This window comes from Salegentibacter salinarum, from assembly GCF_900168115.1.
In the GTDB taxonomy this organism is placed as follows: domain Bacteria; phylum Bacteroidota; class Bacteroidia; order Flavobacteriales; family Flavobacteriaceae; genus Salegentibacter; species Salegentibacter salinarum.
Genome location: NZ_FUZC01000003.1, coordinates 167963 through 186687, shown reverse-complemented (window position 1 = coordinate 186687; position 18725 = coordinate 167963). Strand labels below are relative to the sequence as shown.

18 protein-coding genes and 1 pseudogene are annotated in these 18725 nt (G+C 35.6%); 9 read left to right on the top strand and 10 right to left on the bottom strand.

Annotated features, from left to right (window positions below):
• Nucleotides 1–27: 27 nt before the first annotated feature.
• From B5X53_RS05475 to B5X53_RS05460, 4 genes are all read left to right on the top strand, one after another.
• Nucleotides 28–861 (top strand): RteC domain-containing protein, encoded by an 834-nt coding sequence (locus B5X53_RS05475; protein ID WP_079712237.1) that lies wholly within the window; start codon nucleotides 28–30, stop codon nucleotides 859–861.
• 251 nt (nucleotides 862–1112) lie between these two features.
• The gene (locus tag B5X53_RS05470; protein ID WP_079712236.1) at nucleotides 1113–1394 is read left to right on the top strand and encodes a helix-turn-helix domain-containing protein; all 282 of its coding nucleotides are present in this window, start codon (nucleotides 1113–1115) and stop codon (nucleotides 1392–1394) included.
• 2 nt (nucleotides 1395–1396) lie between these two features.
• Nucleotides 1397–2149, top strand: coding sequence for a hypothetical protein (locus B5X53_RS05465; protein ID WP_079712235.1), 753 nt, complete (start codon nucleotides 1397–1399; stop codon nucleotides 2147–2149).
• Nucleotides 2133–2795, top strand: a complete 663-nt coding sequence (locus B5X53_RS05460; RefSeq protein WP_079712234.1) for a P-loop NTPase family protein — start codon at nucleotides 2133–2135, stop codon at nucleotides 2793–2795. The genes B5X53_RS05465 and B5X53_RS05460 overlap by 17 nt, the downstream gene beginning before the upstream one ends.
• A 355-nt stretch (nucleotides 2796–3150) precedes the next feature.
• Here B5X53_RS05460 and B5X53_RS05455 read toward each other — a convergent pair whose 3' ends face one another.
• Entirely contained in the window at nucleotides 3151–4026 is an 876-nt protein-coding gene (locus B5X53_RS05455) for a LysR family transcriptional regulator (protein WP_079712233.1), read from the bottom strand.
• Nucleotides 4027–4133: 107 nt separating this feature from the next.
• Here B5X53_RS05455 and B5X53_RS05450 point away from each other — a divergent pair, with 107 nt between their 5' ends.
• Complete coding sequence (locus B5X53_RS05450; protein ID WP_079712232.1) at nucleotides 4134–4766, top strand: LysE family translocator; 633 nt, start codon at nucleotides 4134–4136, stop codon at nucleotides 4764–4766.
• Nucleotides 4767–4919: 153 nt separating this feature from the next.
• Here B5X53_RS05450 and B5X53_RS19020 read toward each other — a convergent pair whose 3' ends face one another.
• Nucleotides 4920–5096, bottom strand: coding sequence for a hypothetical protein (locus B5X53_RS19020; RefSeq protein WP_157822118.1), 177 nt, complete (start codon nucleotides 5094–5096; stop codon nucleotides 4920–4922).
• Between the two features lie 168 nt (nucleotides 5097–5264).
• Here B5X53_RS19020 and B5X53_RS19290 point away from each other — a divergent pair.
• Nucleotides 5265–5550, top strand: a pseudogene (locus B5X53_RS19290) (hypothetical protein).
• Nucleotides 5551–5566: 16 nt separating this feature from the next.
• Here B5X53_RS19290 and mobB read toward each other — a convergent pair.
• From mobB to B5X53_RS05400, 8 genes are all read right to left on the bottom strand, one after another.
• Complete coding sequence (gene mobB, locus B5X53_RS05440; RefSeq protein ID WP_079712231.1) at nucleotides 5567–6598, bottom strand: MobB family relaxase; 1032 nt, start codon at nucleotides 6596–6598, stop codon at nucleotides 5567–5569.
• Between the two features lie 11 nt (nucleotides 6599–6609).
• Nucleotides 6610–6984, bottom strand: a complete 375-nt coding sequence (locus B5X53_RS05435; protein WP_079712230.1) for a BfmA/BtgA family mobilization protein — start codon at nucleotides 6982–6984, stop codon at nucleotides 6610–6612.
• A 665-nt stretch (nucleotides 6985–7649) separates the two neighbouring features.
• Nucleotides 7650–8099 carry a JAB domain-containing protein gene (locus tag B5X53_RS05430; protein ID WP_079712229.1) on the bottom strand — a complete coding sequence of 150 codons (450 nt, stop codon included), beginning with the start codon at nucleotides 8097–8099 and terminating at the stop codon, nucleotides 7650–7652.
• Between the two features lie 75 nt (nucleotides 8100–8174).
• On the bottom strand, nucleotides 8175–8519 hold the full coding sequence (locus B5X53_RS05425) for a single-stranded DNA-binding protein (RefSeq protein ID WP_079712228.1): 345 nt from the start codon (nucleotides 8517–8519) through the stop codon (nucleotides 8175–8177).
• Between the two features lie 1256 nt (nucleotides 8520–9775).
• Nucleotides 9776–10600 carry an outer membrane protein assembly factor BamD gene (locus B5X53_RS05415; protein ID WP_079712226.1) on the bottom strand — a complete coding sequence of 275 codons (825 nt, stop codon included), beginning with the start codon at nucleotides 10598–10600 and terminating at the stop codon, nucleotides 9776–9778.
• Nucleotides 10601–10770: 170 nt separating this feature from the next.
• On the bottom strand, nucleotides 10771–13389 hold the full coding sequence (bamA, locus tag B5X53_RS05410) for an outer membrane protein assembly factor BamA (RefSeq protein WP_079712225.1): 2619 nt from the start codon (nucleotides 13387–13389) through the stop codon (nucleotides 10771–10773).
• Nucleotides 13390–13494: 105 nt separating this feature from the next.
• Nucleotides 13495–13740 carry a hypothetical protein gene (locus tag B5X53_RS05405; RefSeq protein WP_079712224.1) on the bottom strand — a complete coding sequence of 82 codons (246 nt, stop codon included), beginning with the start codon at nucleotides 13738–13740 and terminating at the stop codon, nucleotides 13495–13497.
• 555 nt (nucleotides 13741–14295) lie between these two features.
• A complete protein-coding gene (locus B5X53_RS05400) occupies nucleotides 14296–15036 on the bottom strand; it encodes a hypothetical protein (RefSeq protein ID WP_143533242.1) in 741 nt (246 codons plus the stop codon).
• A gap of 398 nt (nucleotides 15037–15434) precedes the next feature.
• Between B5X53_RS05400 and B5X53_RS05395 the strand changes: the two genes are divergently transcribed.
• The 3 genes from B5X53_RS05395 (at nucleotide 15435) to B5X53_RS05385 (ending at nucleotide 18723) form a co-directional block, all read left to right on the top strand.
• The gene (locus tag B5X53_RS05395) at nucleotides 15435–16505 is read left to right on the top strand and encodes a sensor histidine kinase (protein ID WP_079712222.1); all 1071 of its coding nucleotides are present in this window, start codon (nucleotides 15435–15437) and stop codon (nucleotides 16503–16505) included.
• Nucleotides 16502–17233: a LytR/AlgR family response regulator transcription factor gene (locus tag B5X53_RS05390; protein WP_079712221.1), complete on the top strand. Its 732-nt coding sequence runs from the start codon at nucleotides 16502–16504 to the stop codon at nucleotides 17231–17233. The genes B5X53_RS05395 and B5X53_RS05390 overlap by 4 nt, the downstream gene beginning before the upstream one ends.
• A 131-nt stretch (nucleotides 17234–17364) precedes the next feature.
• Nucleotides 17365–18723, top strand: coding sequence for a TolC family protein (locus B5X53_RS05385; RefSeq protein ID WP_079712220.1), 1359 nt, complete (start codon nucleotides 17365–17367; stop codon nucleotides 18721–18723).
• The last annotated feature ends 2 nt before the right edge of the window (nucleotides 18724–18725 follow it).

Here is an 18725-nt window from a genome sequence, read left to right as displayed (position 1 = left end):
TATTTGTTTTCATTAAATACAAATCTCATGTTCGAGAAAACAATGTCGATATTCAGCGAAAATGTTGAAAGCCTAATTCAGTCAGGTAAACCTGATTTGAAGAAAGCTGAAGATGGCATTAATTTATGTATTAAAATTCTTTCTAAATTACAAAAGCAAGTAGATAAGGATGATTTTGAAAATACTCAAGCAGAAATCGAGTTTTTTAAAAACATAAAACCTTTACCGATGAGCTATCTTATTTATTTTACCGAAGTCAGGTCTTGTGAATTAAAGCTCCCAAAAGTCGGTAACTCTCATAAAGTTCGTTATTTGGAAAAGGAGATTAAAAAGATCAATAGATTTTTTTCTGAAAATAACAGTTTTGTCAACTATATGGAGCAAAACCACAATTACCTGGATCCACAATTTTTCAGTCGCAGTGGAAAAATGGATTTCTCCTTTAGCCCAACTATTAACTATTATCAAAATCCTGAATTTTCGACCAGCCACGATATGCTTTGGTCTAAAGTCCAGGCTTTATACAGGTACATCCATTATATCCGAGAGAAATTAGAATTGATACAGCCCGGAAGCATTGGGAATTTCCGGGAACGCCAACCAAATTTATTACGATGGTCCGGATCCAAAACTTCTTTAGTAGAAGTAATCTATAGTTTATACCTTAAAGGGGATATCAACCACGGAACTGCAGACCTTAAAACGCTTATCTCTGCCTTTGAAGACTTTTTTAATATTAAGCTCGATAATTATCATAAAACTTATAGTGAGATGAGAGCCAGAAAAGATCCAAGAGCCAAATACCTATACCAAATCGCTGGCAACCTGGAAGCAAAAATGCGCCAGGATGATGAAAAGTAATTTTTCGTAGTAGATCGTACTACGAAAATCAGCTCTCCATTAATTTTACATAGAATTCGCACTTCTTCCCTTCTACCTGGACCTCAAATTATAGCAATCCCCGTCATTTTCTATTAAACGTTAAATTTTTTCGTACTACGAAAAACCTAGGGAATTATTTCCTGGAAACAATTTCAATTTTATAGAACAATTGTCAAACAAGGTCAGGAACAAACAAATGAAATGTTCCAAGCCATAAAATTTATTCTATTATGCCAACATCAATTATTACCACCGACGATCTTCAGGATTTCAAAATGGAGTTACTCGAAGACATTAAACAACTGCTGAACCAGCAGGAATCAGGTAAAATAAAAAAATACCTGAGATCTTCAGAGGTTATGGATTATTTACAAATTAGTCCGGGAACACTTCAGAACCTACGAATAAACGGCACGCTCCCCTACACTAAGATAGGCGGTATAATTTATTACGATGCTCAGGAAATCCAAAAGGTTATGGAAGAGAATCGTGTACTTAATTTAGAGCTATAAAAATGAATTATATCAAGCAATTAAACGCAGCTTTTGAGAAGTTTTATTTTGATGACCGCTTAAATCCGACCCATATCAGTTTATATATGGCCTTATTCCAGGAATGGAATAGCAGCCGGTTTGCAAACGATTTTTTTGTAAACCGCAGAGATTTAATGAAAGTAGCCAAGATCGGTTCAAAATCCACCTATCACAGGTGTGTTACCGATCTTGATACCTGGAAATACCTAAGTTATTTCCCTTCAAATAATCCATACAAAGGCAGTAAAATTAAGATGACCATTATTGGGACAGGTGATGAACCAGATGAGGGACACTACGATCCCAAACTCGAACAGCTTGCGGAACGCTACCATTCCATACAAGAACCAGTAGTGCACCGATACCCTCCCAATAATGAACAAGCTATGTACTCGCAGCGTCCCTTAAATGGACTAGCATTGGTATCTACTATAAACAATACCAAACTAATAAAACATAATAAACAACCAAACAGCCTGGAGGTGGTTTTGAATTTTTTTAAGGATAAGGATCTTGATCCAGATTACGCAAAAACATTCTTCGAATATTATCAAGATCGGGATTGGCTTACCAGCGATGGCCTGGAGGTCAGGGATTGGCGAGCCCTTGCTTTGTACTGGGCTGAAAAAAAATCGCTGGCGAGACAAAAAAAGAAATTAAATAAACACGAGGTGTCCCGGTTCAGGGACAACCTGCGAACCACTAAAAATAAGGATTATGGACAACCCCTCTAAAATAACCGAAGGTGGTGTGGAATATTCCCTGGGTAAGTTCGACGGGAAATGTGTGCACTATGATTTTCCTAAGATTATAGTGTATCTCAACGCTAAGGGAAAACTCCTTTTTGGAAAGAAATTTAAAATTTACCAAGAAGATAAACCGGTCCTGCTAAAACTGTGCTCCTACTTTATCCGTGATAAAGAAAATTGCAAAAAGCACGGAATTGATATCGATAAGGGGATTTTACTATCAGGCCCTGTAGGTTGCGGAAAAACTACTTTGATGAAATTACTGCGGCATCTGGTTCCTAACCAGCGACCATATGAAATGATTCCCAGCCGAAACGTCACTTTCAGTTTTAATCATCTCGGATATAAAACTATCGAAGACTATGGGAGCACCAAATTCTTTTGTTTTGATGACCTGGGTGTAGAACCACCCGGTAGGTTTTATGGCAAGGATTTAAATGTTATGGGCGAGGTACTGCTATCGAGGTATGAACTTTTTCTGGAAACAAAAGGAAAACTTAAAACCCACGCCACCACCAATTTAAACGCTGAGGAACTGGAAGAACGTTACGGAAACCGGGTGCGTAGCAGAATGCGGGAATTGTTTAATTTAATCGCGTTCAGTGAGCGATCTGTGGATAAAAGAAAGTGAATACCATGGTTTTTCATTTCAGAGACCAAAGGTAGCAGCTTCACATTTCATTGGGTTTATGGGTTGGGGAACACTACCTTCATCCTTTTTAAGTCTTAATTCTGGTCTGCATAAATAGCCTAAAAAACACTCCTCCTCTTTAATGGATGAATCACTGGGTTCTTAGGCTGTTATAAGGCTCCTTTTTTTACAACCTGAAGTTCCAATGCAAAAAGCAGAAGAAGTTTAAATAACCACCAATGCTCCTGAAAATCTAATTTTGAGAAAAAAATTAGAGGCCTGTACAACGTTCACTAAGGTAGAGCAACGTTTCTATTGGTACGGGTACATTTCATATGTATTGGCACCAGTTTTCTTATTTTCTTTCTGTAAATTTAGCGTATTCAACAACTTTTCTAATGGTTTTATTAAGTTCGTCCTTTCTCCAATTTACATACAAATCTATTTTTTCATCTAATTTAATAAATCGCAAGTTTTCAACTTTGGCTGTTTTAAATGAAAGAGGAAGAATGGAAATCCCTATTTCTTTGGCAACAAGATTCAATATCATTCCGCCAAAGTCAGACTCCACTGTTGTTATTGGTTCAAATCCATATTTATCAAATAAACTTCTCAGCATAGAAGCAAAAAACGTTGTCTGATGTAAGCCTGAAATAATAAATTTTTCATTCTTTAATTCAGCTATGCTATGTAGTGATTTTTCCTTTATCCAATGATTATTGGGAACGACCAGACATATTGGTTCTGAATACAATTTTAAAGAATCAATATTTGCATTTTCAATTTTATCCCTACTAAAAGCTATATCCGTACGATAATCCAGTAACAATTTTTCGTGATTTTCATCTGTGGGTTCTGTCAGCTCTAATTTAAGTTCAGGTAAATTAGTGTTTAAAATCTTTAAAAAATTAGGTAAAAATTCAAAAGTAATGGAACCAGGATACGTTATGGAAACAGTTCCTGAATTACCCGCATCAATCTTTTTAGCTTGTCTTAAAATTTGCTCAAATTCATTTATTTTTTCGGTCCAATGTTCTTGAAGAAATTTACCTGCATCTGTTAATTTCACATTCCTTTTATCGCGTTCAAAGAGCTGTATTCCCACTTCGTCTTCTAAAGCTTGAATTTGACGGCTTAATGATGATTGAGATATAAAAACTTTTTCTGCTGTTTTCCAGAAGTGAAGTTCTTTAGCAAGTTCTAAAAAATATTTTATTTGCTGAATAGTCATAAGTAATGCAATTTTCGCATTAGTTAATCAAACATATGTATTTCTGATTTGAATCCCAAGTAGTTTCTTTGCTGAAAGTTTTAGGTTTAATTTAAAAGAAAAAGAAAATGACGGGAATCGAAAATTTATTCGCTTATATGGTAACGGCTTTGTTTTTCATAATGACGCCAGGAATTGATACGATATTTGTTTTGAACAAGTCTATCGCTCAAGGTAGGAAATCAGGAATCTATGCCACTTTGGGCGTAAACGCCGGTGTTCTAACTCATACTTTGTTTGCTGCCTTGGGGCTATCTGTTATCATTGCCAATTCAGCATACGCTTTTACGATAATTAAATATGTAGGCGCTTTTTATTTAATCTATTTGGGCATTTTGAAGTTTAAAAACAGAAAGGATTTTTTGCCAACAGATGATGGAAAACAAGTTCAAAAAAAAGGGAATAATGATTTTTGGTCAGGATTTCTGACAAATACATTAAATCCAAAAGTTGCATTATTCTTTTTGGCATTTTTTCCTCAATTTATAAACCCAACACAAATGGAAAACCCTGTCCCATTCGTTCTATTAGGTTTTGCTTATGCATTAATTGGAATTGTTTGGTTTTTGATTTTGACCGTATTTGCAAGTGTTTTTTCTCAAAAAATAAAGAACAATCCAAATGCCGGTTTATGGTTAAATAAATTAAGTGCATTTGTATTTATTCTAATGGGGATAAAAATTGCTTTAAATAAAAATTAAATTCTACACCCGTCATTTTGTTTAGTCGGTTGTTTTTTCAAATTATTATCACTTCCCATATAATATAAGGCCTGGACAAGAGTATGGCCAGGAGGCCTAAACACCGAGCAATCGAGCACGCGGCTTCAATTCTCGATAGCTTTAGGATTGCTTTTATACTTTCTTAGCTTTTCTTTTTTCCCATTTAAGATCTTCAAGTTTCCACGAATACTTTTTCACTTCATCTGCAACTTCTTTTAGTTCTTGATCATCATCAACATATTTCAGGTTCGCTTTAAAGGAAATTGACGTTTGAACGCTTTGCGCTTCCCCCCTGTTTTCAGTTATCAACAATCGACTTTAAAAAATCCATAAAATTTAATACCAATTGAAAGCATTGAAAACCAAACGTATACAAATAATATTTTATTCACTATATATTGATCTTCAATATTTTAGGTGTTGTAATTTGTACTTTTCTCATAACGAAAACGAATCAAAATTTTAAAACTTTCCGTTATGAAAAAATCAATCTCCCTGGCAACTTTTTTCTCGTTGGTCTTCACCTCACTTTTTGCCCAAATCGGTGGAATCTAAGATTTCGTAGCCGATATTTCTGATACTATTAGGAATATATTTCCATTATCCATGGAGTCATCTTTTTAGTGAGATTTCTTTTTAAAGCTGGTCACTTCTTAGGGGAAAATTCTGATATGAAAACAGGAATTACCCGGTATTAATCTTCGCCCTTATTGCGGGAGCTAATAAAGAGAATGATCCCAAACAAATGAATAAAGCTGTTTAATTCCATATCAAAAAAATTAGATCCCAATAGAACTAGATTTTACGGCTATATCGATGCCCTTACGAAGCCGATTGAAAACTTTTAAAGCCAGTTGGGCTTTATTGGTTGGAATACTGGGTAACATAGGTATCCCGGATTCTTTCATCATTTTAAAGGCAATGGCTTTTTCAGGAGCGGGAAGTTTCAAGAGGCTATCGAAATAGCCTCTTGGATTTTTAATAAAAGATTTACGGGCTTTATAGGTTTCCACGAAATTCCGCTGATAGCCAAAAGTTTTATCAAAGGTTTTTTCAGAATTTTTAAAAAAGGCATCCCGGTCAAAACCCCTGCGAACTACTTTACCATTGAGTTCTACGGATGAAGCTTTATACTTACTGCCCGGGGAAAGACTAAACCGGTTAGAAGCATCTTTTCGGCTAACAATAATATGAATATGACTTTGAGCACCTTCCTTCTTCATTCCCTGCACGATGCGTTCACCATTTTGCTTATGCGGAGCCTGTTTCTCTAATTGGGAAATACGTTTTTCCCTACTGGCTACATCTCCCTGAAATTCACCCCGGTTAATTTTTCGGATTTCATTTTTAAGGTTAAGGATTTCAGAAGCAAAAGCCTGGTTTTCCTGTACCTGTTTATCGCTCCCCTTAAAGGATCGGGTATGTTCGATTTTAGCAAAATATTTTACATCATCTATACTGATGGGGCGCCCGTTTACTTCCCGGTTAAAAGAAGCTACATAATCTTTCATCAGTTCCCTGGTATATTTTTTCAGGTCTTCGCTGTTATTCTGTAACTGTTTAAGTTCATATTTAGAAGGGCTCACCGTAATGGAATAAAACCTGGGTTCTGTTTTTTCGAGTTTAGCAGTGTTGCCGTCAATTTCGCGGGTAACTTTATCCGCGGAGATATTGTCCTCGTATTGATTGAAGAAATGTTCCATTTCGTCCGGTGCTAATTCCTGGTTTTCTTTCTCCAGGTAGGCTACAAAGCCAGCAGCACTTTTGGAGTAGTTCCCTCCTATTTTTTGAGCAGTGATGGTGATATACATAGCGCTGGGTTTTACAGGTTATTATAATTTTTCTTCTCCCGGAACTGCACCTGTTTTTCCTCCACCTGTTTTTTTTCAAGCAGGAGTGGTTTCTTTTTAGGTTCTTCCATTTCAAACAAAGACTGGATCATAGCTACCGTGGGTTTGGTTTGGGTTTTTTCCATATCCCTCATAATAGCGATCACCGCACTGATCCTTTTCTTAAAAGTTTGTTCTATTGTTCTCCCGGTGGGGCCTAATTTTTCTTTGGGAGAAATTTCATTGTAAAAGAAAAAATCCAGCATCGTAACCATTGCTTCCGTATGCGATTTGAAGTGTTTCCTGGAAAATTCCTGGAAACGTTTTGCAGTTTCTTTTTTAAACCTGATGCCGATAAATGAGTCCATAATTCGCCGATTTGTCGCAAATTCTTCCCTAAAAATGGGCTCTGGCAGGCCATTTGTCGCAAATATGAATAATTGAAGGATACCAATTATTTCTAATTAATTGATAATCAATTAATTAGAAAGGAAAAGGAATGAGAAACGCGGCTTTGCCCGTTACCCTCTTGCTATTCCTTTTCGTCCCGCAGGGCGGGACAAAATTTGCATACAACCTGGCTAAAGCCAGTTGCCAATTCCAGGAAAAAATTTCCTGTTATATAAATTTTCGATGTCCAGGATTATCGGCGAAAGTCAAAAAAATGGATAACCTGTTTTAATTTTGAAAGCTGAATTTCAGCTAATTAAAGATACATTTTTTTTCTAAAATAAAAGCTAAGAATTCACAATTGAAACATTTTTTATATATTTAATAATCATTTGATGTTTCATTAATGATAGAAAGGAAAGTCCAGGTAACAGCGGATTTTCCTTTTTTAATTTAGAATACGTTTTGAGTTACATCTTCCTTGGGATCGTATAATTTAAAAAGGAATATTTTTTATTTTTTTTCTTTAAAACTACTTTGACTCTGGTTTATCTCTGGCAATATATAAGCTAGGATTAAAACAAAAAAAACACCTCTAAAATAGAAGTGTTTTAAAATCTGTTTAGAATTTACTTTTTAAAAATTACAGCATTCCTTCATCTGCAAAACTGTAGTAATTACCATCAGGAGTAAGAATAATATGATCCAGAACTTTAACATCAAAAAAGGATGCCGCATTTTTAATTTTGCTGGTCAGGTTTTTATCAGCCTCACTTGGTTTGAGGGTTCCACTGGGGTGATTGTGCAATAAAATTATTGCCGTGGTTAAGGACTTTAAAACTACGGCAAATAAGATTCTAACGTCTACCAGGGTCCCGGTAATACCTCCATTAGAAACTTCATAGATCCCTTTAACCCTATTAGCATTATTAAGCAATAGAATTTTAAAGGTTTCCTGAAGTTCAATATTATTTTTATTCCACTGATCAAATGCCAATGCTGCCGCACAGCTGGAACTGTTTATTTTTGGAAGTAAACTTGTTTTTAGGCTTCCATTGTAACTTACCGCTATTTCATTAACTTTAGATTTCATTATTAGCTTATTTAAAGGGTTAATAAAAAAGAGGGCAAAACTTCGACGGTATCGCCCTCTTTGCTTTTTGGATTTTTAATCAGTAATTTCCTTATTTCCAAGGAACAGGATTTCATTTACCAGGATTTCGGTAACATATCGTTTTTCCCCGGTTTGGGTTTCATAGGATCTGGAAGTCAGTTTCCCGCGCACGGCAATTTCCTTTCCTTTTTCCACATAATTTTCAATAAGTTCCGCCTGCTTACCCCAGGCGACCAAATTGTGCCAGTCGGTTTGTTGCACTTTTTCCCCGTCTTTGTGGTAGAATTCATTGGTAGCCAATGAAAAGCTGCATACTTTTTTACCGCTTTCAAAATTCTTTGTTTCGGGAGTGTTTCCCACATTTCCAATTAACTGTACTTGATTTTTTAGATTACTCATAATTAAAAGATTTAGACACCTGCCTTCTAAGCAGGCGGGTTAAACATTGATTTACTTATTATATCCGGAGCGTTTTCCTTTTTTGATTTTTTTACTTCGTTTCCGGTTATGTTGTTTTGAGATGATTTCATTAGTTCTATTTATTGATTTACTTCCCATAGAGCCGTTAGCTGTTACCTTTTTTGATGCTTATACATTTTCAATATTTAGAATTAGGGAGGACTTATAAAAAGGAGGGACGACTGGCTTATGCAGTCCGGACTAACTTCTAAATATTGGTATTTTGCATCACAAAAAAGGTAGAGACAGCTACGGCCGGGAAGGAAATGGAAAGACTGAAATTGAAAAACAACCGGAAGCGAAGTAAATGCAATAATGAATTTCCGATGGAGCGGACTCCATTCACGATTTCGGATTGGGAATGTAGTGTTCCTTCCCAGAGCATCGGGAAGGGTTAATGAAATATAAAGGAGAAATTGAGGATGGTGTCCAAGACTTTTAGGAAAGCTCTTTACCCGAAATGTAGCTTTTCGCGGAATGCAGGGGAATGTGCTGACCCATCAATAAAACAGATCATCCACTTTAGAGCGAATTCAATATAGACTTAAAATGATAAGGTTTAATTGGTAATATTAGGAAATGCCCAAGGGTCATCCTTGACATCTACAATTTCCACACCCACAAGGAGCCAAGTGAAAATGAATGTTTTTAATGCTTTAAAAGAAAAGAAACAGGTTCGTGAATCCACAGGCGTTATTCTCAGGATTTCACATTCGGGACTTCAACCTTTAGAAAATCTTCTACCTTTCTGTAAAAGAAGAAATACCAATGCGGGGCACACACAAGGGCTGTACGAAAGTTGGATTGACGGAATTCTAATCAATTTATTAGAGTCCTTATCAGCTTCGAAGGTAAAATGCCCCAGTTGTACCCCAAACCCTCAGGCAATATTTGAAATTAATTAATGAAAAAAATCAGGATAATTCTTATAGTCGGATTAGTGGATTTGAATTGTTTATTGGTGCTTTAAGAACAAATTCCGCCAATGTTGCTCAATCCGCTGAAATCTGACAAACGTATCAATTTTGGAAGAAGCTTCATGTACGGGCGATAAACATAATATCGGCTAACACGACCAATTCTAACGTTATTTATCCAGACGGCAATTTCATCTTCTACTTCATAAAAGATGCAATTATCATTTTAGAAAGCATGGAAATCCAATAATGGATCAAACACATCCACCAACATCGTAATTAAAAATTTTGTAAGTGTGATTTTATATCTTCTACGGAAGCTTCGATTGCTTCACTATATTTACCTTCGGAATAATATTTCTTGTAATCCTGATAGTACTCCAGCGCTTCTTCAAGGCGTTCTTCCATTAATTCCCTAAAGCTATTAATGGCTAACTGATATGCAGAATCAAACCTGTAATAATGCGCTTCTTCCCTAAATGGAGATCCCGGATTGTTAGCAAGAAAATTATTAAAAGAAGTAATAGCGGCCTGGTAGTTACCGGCCCTGGCTTCTCCTGTTAAATGATATTGTTTTGCAATTTCATAATCTTTTCTTTCAAGCTTAATACGTAACTCAGAAGCCATATCATTAGCTCTATCAGTATATTCCCCGTCTGGATATACATTTAAATAAGCTTGAAGCTCTGCAATTCCTTTATGGGTATCGGTTTGATCTACGTCATACCCTGGAGAAAGTTCATAAAAACTTCTTGCTTTTTTATAAACCACTTCCTCAACTCTCTCGCTGTTAGGGTAGGATTGCTGGAAACGTTCAAACTCATAAGAAGAAAGGTAATAATCACCAAGTTGATAATAAGTATCAGCAAATAAAAAGCCAAGCTTTTCCCCCTGAGGTTTTCCCCGATAATGTGGAACAATTTGTTCAAACAAGCGTAAGGCTTTGCGGTACTTTGATTTACTATTCTCCTTCTGTGCTTCGTTATAAAGCTTTTCGGCAAGGACATATTTCTCACCCGCTTCTGTACTTTTCAATACCTTTTGGTATTCGCTGCAGGAGGCAGAAACAATCACCATACTTATTAATATGATTATTTTCTTCATCTTAATTTTAATTTTTGATAATACTACTTTTTCAAGATTATTGTAAAGCTGATTTTCAGATTTTTATCCCTCTGAAACCATAGGACCATAGGAAAAAATACAGGTTAGACCAGCGCAGAATTTCCTCAATGTTATGGCATCGAAAATCTAATTAAATATCAACGGTCAGTTTAAAACTGTTGCCCGATTATGAAATGAGTTTCCCAACCATTTGCGCCTGGTTGCCCTCCAATGGAGTCAAAACCGTATCCAAAGTCTATCCCCAGTAAACCAAAGGCCGGCATAAAGATTCTTAAACCTGCACCGGCCGATCTATTTAGTTGAAATGGATTGAAATCTCTAAAGTTATCATAAGACGCACCAGCTTCTAAAAAGCTAAGTGCATAAATAGATGCTGAAGGCTTTAAGCTAATAGGGTATCTAAGTTCTAAAGAATATTTGTTGTAGATGGTAGCGCCATCATCACTCGCTCCCGCAGGGCGATCTACAGGCACTACAGATTGGTTTGGATAACCTCTTAATTGAACGGTTTCTCTACCATCTAAACTATATGTTCCAAGGCCATCACCACCAAGAAAGAATCTTTCGAAAGGAGGAATACCACGGTCGCTGTTATATGCTCCCAGGAAACCATATTCAGCATTGGTCCTTAACACAAGTTTGTCGTAGATTTGGGTAAACCATTCTCCACTAAACTTTACTTTATAAAATTCTAACCAGTTATATTTCTTTTGGTCAATTTCTTCCGGGTCGCCCACTGCATTTTCTGGAGTTACCCTTTCGCCGCTTTCATCCACAAGATTACCATTTTCATCTTCCAGTTGAAATTCTCTTTGTTCATCTAAATTAGCATAATCTACACCATTCCATAAAGAATATGGAGGGGTGAATTTTGCCGTAAGTTTAAATTTAGAACCTCCCATTGGGAAAATTGGGTTTACATAAGTGTTATCTCTTGTAAGACCAAAAGTATAATTGATGTTGTTGGAAAAGCCATCTCCAAATGTAAATAGGCCTGTATTATAATTATTGAGATCATAACGTTGTAATCCAACCGAATGTGAAACCGTCATGTATGGATCTGGTATCGTTAAACGTTTGGCGAGGCCTACGTTAATACCAAAAATATCAAAACTTCGGCTCCGGTCTGCTTCTCCAGTTGTATTATCGTATAAAAATTGACGGGTATAAGAAAAAGAGGTTTGTAAGCTTACCGGTTTTTTACCGCCTAACCAGGGTTCCTGAAAAGATAAGCTATAAGTTTGATAAGTAGTACTGGCCTGGGCTCTAAGGGAAAGGGTTTGCCCGTCTCCCATTGGTACTGGTTTATAGGCTTCTTTATCAAAAATTCCCGATAAAGAGAAGTTATTGAAAGAAAGTCCCAGAGTACCTATAAAGCCATCCCCACTATAACCACCTTGTAGTTCTATCTGGCTGGCACCGGCTTCTACTACAGAATATTCCAGATCTAAAGTACCGGATTGTGGATCCGGATCAACAAATTTAGGTTCGAGCTGCTCGGCATCGAAGAAACCAAGTTGTCCTAGTTCCCGTACTGTATTTACAACATCTTCCTGGCTGTATTTCTGGCCTGGCTTTGTTCTTAATTCACGATAAATAACGTGATCTTTTGTTTTATCATTACCTGTTACTTTTATATTATTGAAATAAGCTTCTTTTCCTTCAACAATTCTTATTTCAAAATCTATTGTGTCATTGTAAACGTTGGTTTCTACAAGATTGATGGTAGAAAATAAGTACCCGTTATTTTTATATAAGTTAGAAAGATCTTCTCCGTCCGGTCTGGTTTCATCTGCAATTCGCTCATCAAAAAGTACTCCGTTATAAACATCACCTTTATTAATTCCTAAGACACTTTGTAATTGAGCATCTGTATAAACCGAATTTCCAAGATAATCGATGTTACCTATGTAATATTGGTCGCCTTCTTCAACCTTAAGGCTTAAAGCGACTGTTTCCTCATCAATTTCAACCAGTGAGTCGGTTACTATCCGTGCATCTCTGTAGCCGCTTTCCTTATATTTATCTATTAAATTTTCTTTGTCTTCCTGATAATCTGCTCTCACAAATTTCGATCTTTTCCAGAAACGGATGATATTCTTTTGTTTGGTGTTTTTCATCGCCCTTTTAAGCCTGGCATTAGAAAATTTTTCGTTCCCAATAAAATTTATATCGGCAATTTTTACACGATCCCCCTTGTTAATATCTATAAGCATATTTACCAGGTTGACATTTTCAGTGGTATCAGTAACCTTACTGGTGCCTATTTTTGCCTGAGCATTAAAATATCCTTCTTTACGGTATTTATTTTCAATATAATTTTTGGTGGTGGTAATAAGGTTTTCAGATACTTTAGCTCCTGATCTTAGTTTGTTTTCTTTTATTAACTCTTCATTTTCACGTTTTTTAAGCCCGGTAACCTGCACCTTATTAAGTTTCGGAACTTCCTGTATTTCAATCTCAAGATCAGCTACATTATCTTCACTAACATGGGTGATGTAGAAGTTGATATCACTGAAATGATCAATATCCCATAACTTATGAATTACGCTACTTATCTTATCACCGGGAATATAAATTTCTTCTCCTTTTTTCAGACCGGTATAAGCAATTACGGTTTGCTCGTTAAAACTTACGGTTCCCGTAACTTTAATATCGCCTATTATATACTTTTTACCATCTGCTAATGGTAAGCCCTGAGCTTGTGAAGCATTGCTAAAAATCAAACTACATGCTACTGCCAAAAGGCTAAATACTTTCTTCGTCATAAATGCGCTAACTGAGTTGCTCACTGGTTTTTCCAAATCGGCTTTCTCTAACCTGATATATAGATGACCTTTTTAAAGAAAAGGACATAATTCAAAATTTTATTTCTAAAAAAGAATAAGCAACAGACTCCATTCCTTTTTGTGTATTAAATGTTCGGGACTTTCATTTGGGAATCTTCCATTAATTCCAATCCACTTCTGGATTGTAACAGTATATGGAAATGGGGCTTTTCTATCCAGTAATAAATGAAATAGAGGATGTAATTTTTCGGAAAGGTGCCACCTATTTTTAAAATAAGAATTTGCTACGGCAACACTCCCTTTTTTTCCAATTCCTTTTTGCTCCTCCATGTTTTTTAATTGCTACAAGCTTGTTATCTTATTGGTATTTAACATCCGTAGCCTGGGAAACAATTCCTTTGGCTTCCTTAAGAAAAAGCCACGCTATGATTAAATTCATGGATGTTTTCATCAGGCGGTACCTTCCGCACCAAATCTCACATACTTTCATACATTAAAAAAAGGAAATGGAAGTACGATCTAATTTTATATACAGAGAGGTCTTATTTATAGATGGAATTTTTGAGGGAACTATGAAAACCAAAAAATTATACTATTTTATATTTTCCCGAAAGCGGAAGTTTCCAAAAAAATGGGAATGAAAGAAATGTACGTGTTTCGGAAAATAATATTATTCCAAGCCTTTATTCTTCCACAAACCGGTATTATATAATTAGTAGCAAAACAGACCGAACCTTCCTTCGCATGAGATACCGGTAATCTCTTATTATAAACCTTAGTAGAACCAGGCGTATATATGGATATAATATTGCTTTTTTTATTAAATGATTGCGCCTGATATGGTTGTCACCAAAGACAGTTGGTTATTAAATGCTATTGCATTAATTATTTCCTTCTTGCTAAAAACTTAGGGGCTTTCATCTGATAATATTCTACTAATTCCAAATGTCTTTCTTTGGCCACTAACAAATGAAAATTCGGGTTTTCCGCACAGAAATAAATAAAATCTTTAATAAGATTGTCAGGAAGGTTTAAATCTTTAAATAGCGCCTTTGGCACTGCATGTATTGCCCTGTCTATAAGATTTCTTTTATCTTCAATATTCTTAATCGATTCCAGTTGGTTTGTTTTCCCACTAAAAGAATTAAAAATAGTAGCAAATAAATTTCTATTTGCTGCTTGCAATTTTTTTTCAGTCCTGGTTCTTTCTTCCACGTATGATAATCCAAATTCAGATTTATCTATAACTTCAATATCCTTGAAGTCTAACATCAAACTACCGGATAAAGAAATATTACTTAACCGTACTTCGTCTAATTCGTTTACCTGAGGTTTTAAATCAATTATGATTTTTTCTAATTTAAATATTTCGGGGGTAATGACCCTATTTACCTTTTCAAATTGAACAGAAGAAACAATTAGCGTATCACCCAACATAACTTCTATATTAAAATTCCCTTCAAAATCACTATTAACACCATTTTCATTTCTTTGGTTAATGATATGAATGGAAGTCTTGTCAAAGAATTCACCTTGAAGCTTTCCTTCCATCATAATTTTTTCCTGGGAATAGGCGCTAAAACTTAGTAAAAGCCCCAAGACTACCAGCCCATATTTTATCATCAATTTTCTTCGTCTTAACCTTATCCCGTTTCTGATAATGATGGAATATTTTCGTTATTACTGCTTTAAAACCACAACCCCTATTCTTGACTAATAGCTTCTTAATTGTTTAAAGTGAGTAAATTTAGGAGCGGAGAAGCCGTCAAACGAATAAGTTATATCAAGCTATCTTTTCCACGGACGAGCACGGAAATTATAACTATGTATTAAAAACACGAATTTGATAGTCAAAAAAGCAATCTTAATAGGTAGAATTCCAGTGTTTATCCATTATAGAGTTAAAAGAACTCCTTAGCTTATTAACTTTGCGTAAAATTGAGCACTCCTATTTTCAAAAAATCGCTTAAGACAAGTATTTTTATGAAGAAGAGTTGAATTTGAATAACCGTCCCTTTCAATCCATGAGTATACTAAAAACTAAAAACCCGGGAATGCCAGGAATAAGTGCTTATATCACTAGAAAGAAACCGCTTTTAATTCATGTGATTGTCTGGCTTATCCTTATGGTGATTTTGCTGTACCAGGCATACAACAACAACGGGAAAATTGATAACCGGTTTTTACTTTTTCATATCTTTTCCATCGTTGTTTTTTACATCAATTACCTGTATTTGGTTCCTAAGTTCCTCTTGCAAAAAAAGACCTCTCAATATTTAATTTATTCCGGCATATTAGTATTTGTTCCCCTTTTACAATCGCTATTTTTTGAACCACCACCACGGCCCTCAAGAGCGATTATAGAACAATTTGGGAGAGAACCTTCCCTGCCCGAACCCTTTTTCTTCCTTGGCCCCATTTTAATTAATGTCTGCTTTTTGGTAATAGGCTCTTCTATCAAAATTTATATAGAATGGAATAAGAATGAAATAAAAAAGAAAGAAATTGAGACCCAGAAAAGTAAAGCAGAACTAAATTTTTTAAAAAACCAGTTAAGCCCACATTTCCTTTTTAATTCTTTGAACAGTTTATATTCGTTAAGTGTAAAAAAATCCGATGCTGCCCCTGAAGCTATTATAACTTTATCGGAATTGATGCGATATATGCTCTACCAAACAGATAATGACTATGTAGCCTTAAAGGAAGAATTAGAATATATAGAAAATTACTTAAAACTGCAGCGCCTAAGACTTGCTAACGATGAGTTTGTGAGCTTTGAAATTAGGGGCACCATCACTAATCAGAAAATAAGGCCCTTGTTATTGATTAGTTTTATAGAAAATGCCTTTAAATATGGTACGGATGCCCAGGGAAAAACAAGGGTAGTCATAAATATTATTGTTGGCCAAAAAACCCTTGAGTTTATGTGTACCAATATTACGCAGAACAAAATTAAAACCGGTAATAATACGGGCATTGGCTTAAAAAATACGAGAAGTAGGCTAAATCTGTTATACCCGGGCAAACACCATTTAGAAGTTAGCAATCATTCCAACCAATATAAAGTTAATCTAAAATTAGATCTTAGTGTATGAAGTGTATAATAATAGATGATGAACCCCTGGCAATTGATGTCCTGGAGTCTTACATAGAAAAAATTGGGAGCCTCGAGATTGTTTCTAAATGTACAAATCCCATTGAAGCTATAAATATCATTAATAAAGAAGAGGTGGACCTGGTTTTTCTAGATATCGAAATGCCCAATTTAACGGGGATAGAACTGGTTAAAAGTATAGATAAGCTACCCCAGTTTATATTTACAACGGCCTACCCCCAATATGCTTTACAGGGTTTTGATCTAAATGCTACGGACTATCTTGTCAAACCTATACCTTTCCATAGGTTTTTAAAAGCTATTTCCCGTGCGAACGAACGCCATGAAAACAAACGCACTCAACCCGAGACTCAACCCGGATCTGTAAGTAATAATCACCCCCCGGTTTACGAAGAGGATTTTATTTTTATTAAAGCCGACTATGAAAATGTAAAAGTCTACCTTAAGGATATTTGCTATATAGAAGGTTTAAAAGATTATATTAAAATCCATTTAAATACAGGTTCCAAACCCCTTCTTACACTTTCGAATTTTAAAGGAATTTTGGACAAACTTCCCTCTGGAAAATTTTTAAGAGTTCATAGATCCTACGTGGTTAACATAGAATATATCACCGCACTTCAAAAATCTCGCCTCATTCTAAATAACACTAAAATACCTATAGGTAATACTTATAGAAAAGAAGTGCTCAAGCGTCTTAAACTTTAGTATTTCGGAATTCCGGTAAATTATTTGGTAGGGAAAAAAGACCTGTTAACCTACAAAAAAACCAGCTACTTCTATTTCATTTTTTAGGGCCAAAATCCCGTAGGTAATTTGTCCTATCAAAGTATAAAAAAATGAAATGGTATTTAACTATCTGTGTTTTGGTTTCCAATCTGGTTGCTATGGGGCAGCAAGATTTGGAATGGATCCAAAAAACAATGACAGAAGCTCCACCCCAAAAAAAAATATGGTCTTTAGAAGAGTGTTTAGAATATGCCCGTACACGAAACCTGACCGTTTTAAATGCTCACCTGGATAAAAGTAGTGCCGAGGTAAATTACAGGCAGTCTGAATTGGAAAGATTACCAAATTTATCCGCAAATGCTTCAGAAAGTTTTACCAACGGCTATAGCATAGACCCTATTACCAGTGCTTATGTAAACGAACAAATTTTCGCGACCAGTGCTAACCTTAATTCTGAAATTGTCGTGTTCAATGGATTCCAGCTTAATAATGAAATTAAAAAAAGTAAACTCCTGGTAGACCAGAATTCATTTTTTGTCCAGGAAGCCGAAAATAACATCAGCCTGAATATTACCAATGCATACCTGCAGGCACTATATTACCGTGAAGAAATATATGTAACAGAGAATACTCTGGACAATTCTGAAATTGCTTTAGATATAGCTACTGCCCGATTTGAAGCGGGTGCCATAGCTAAAAAAGATTATTCTGATGCGTTATCACAAGCAGCTTCTGACAGGTACCTCTTAATTGAAGCCAGGAATAATTATAACTCACAAATTTTAATCCTGAAACAGTTATTGGAATTAGGGCCGGAAACAAATTTCAGTATCGAGGAACCTGACACCAATTACAATGGAGTTACAATAATCGATAATAAATTAAATATTTACGAGCGTGCTTTAGAATCCTTACCAGAGATAAAGGCCGGGGAGTTAAATATTGCAATTAATGAAAAAGAACTTGATATAGCTCAGGGGGGCTATTTACCCTCCCTTTCACTATCTGGAAACCTGGGTACGGGTTACACCAGTGTCCAGGACATTGGATTTTATGACCAATTAAACCTGAATTTTAATCCACGAGTATCCCTATCGCTGAACGTTCCAATTTTTAGTCGAGGACAAAACAGGGCCCAGGAACAAAATGCACGTATTGATATTGAAAAAGCCAGGATAAATTTAAAATCCACGGAAAAGGAAGTCTATGAAAAAGTAGAAACAGCCTGGCGAAACGCTATTGCGGCTCAAAATCAAATAATTGCGGCTGAAGCGGCAAGAGATGCAGCTTCGGATTCTTATCAACTGGCACAGAAGCAATACGAAGTGGGCAGCATAAACACTATGGATTTACTCGTAAGTAAAAACTCCTATAGCAATGCTGAACAAAATTATATCCAGGCCAAGTACTTAAGTATTCTCTATTCCCAATTATTACAATTCTACCAGGGAAATAAAATAAAAATCTAAAC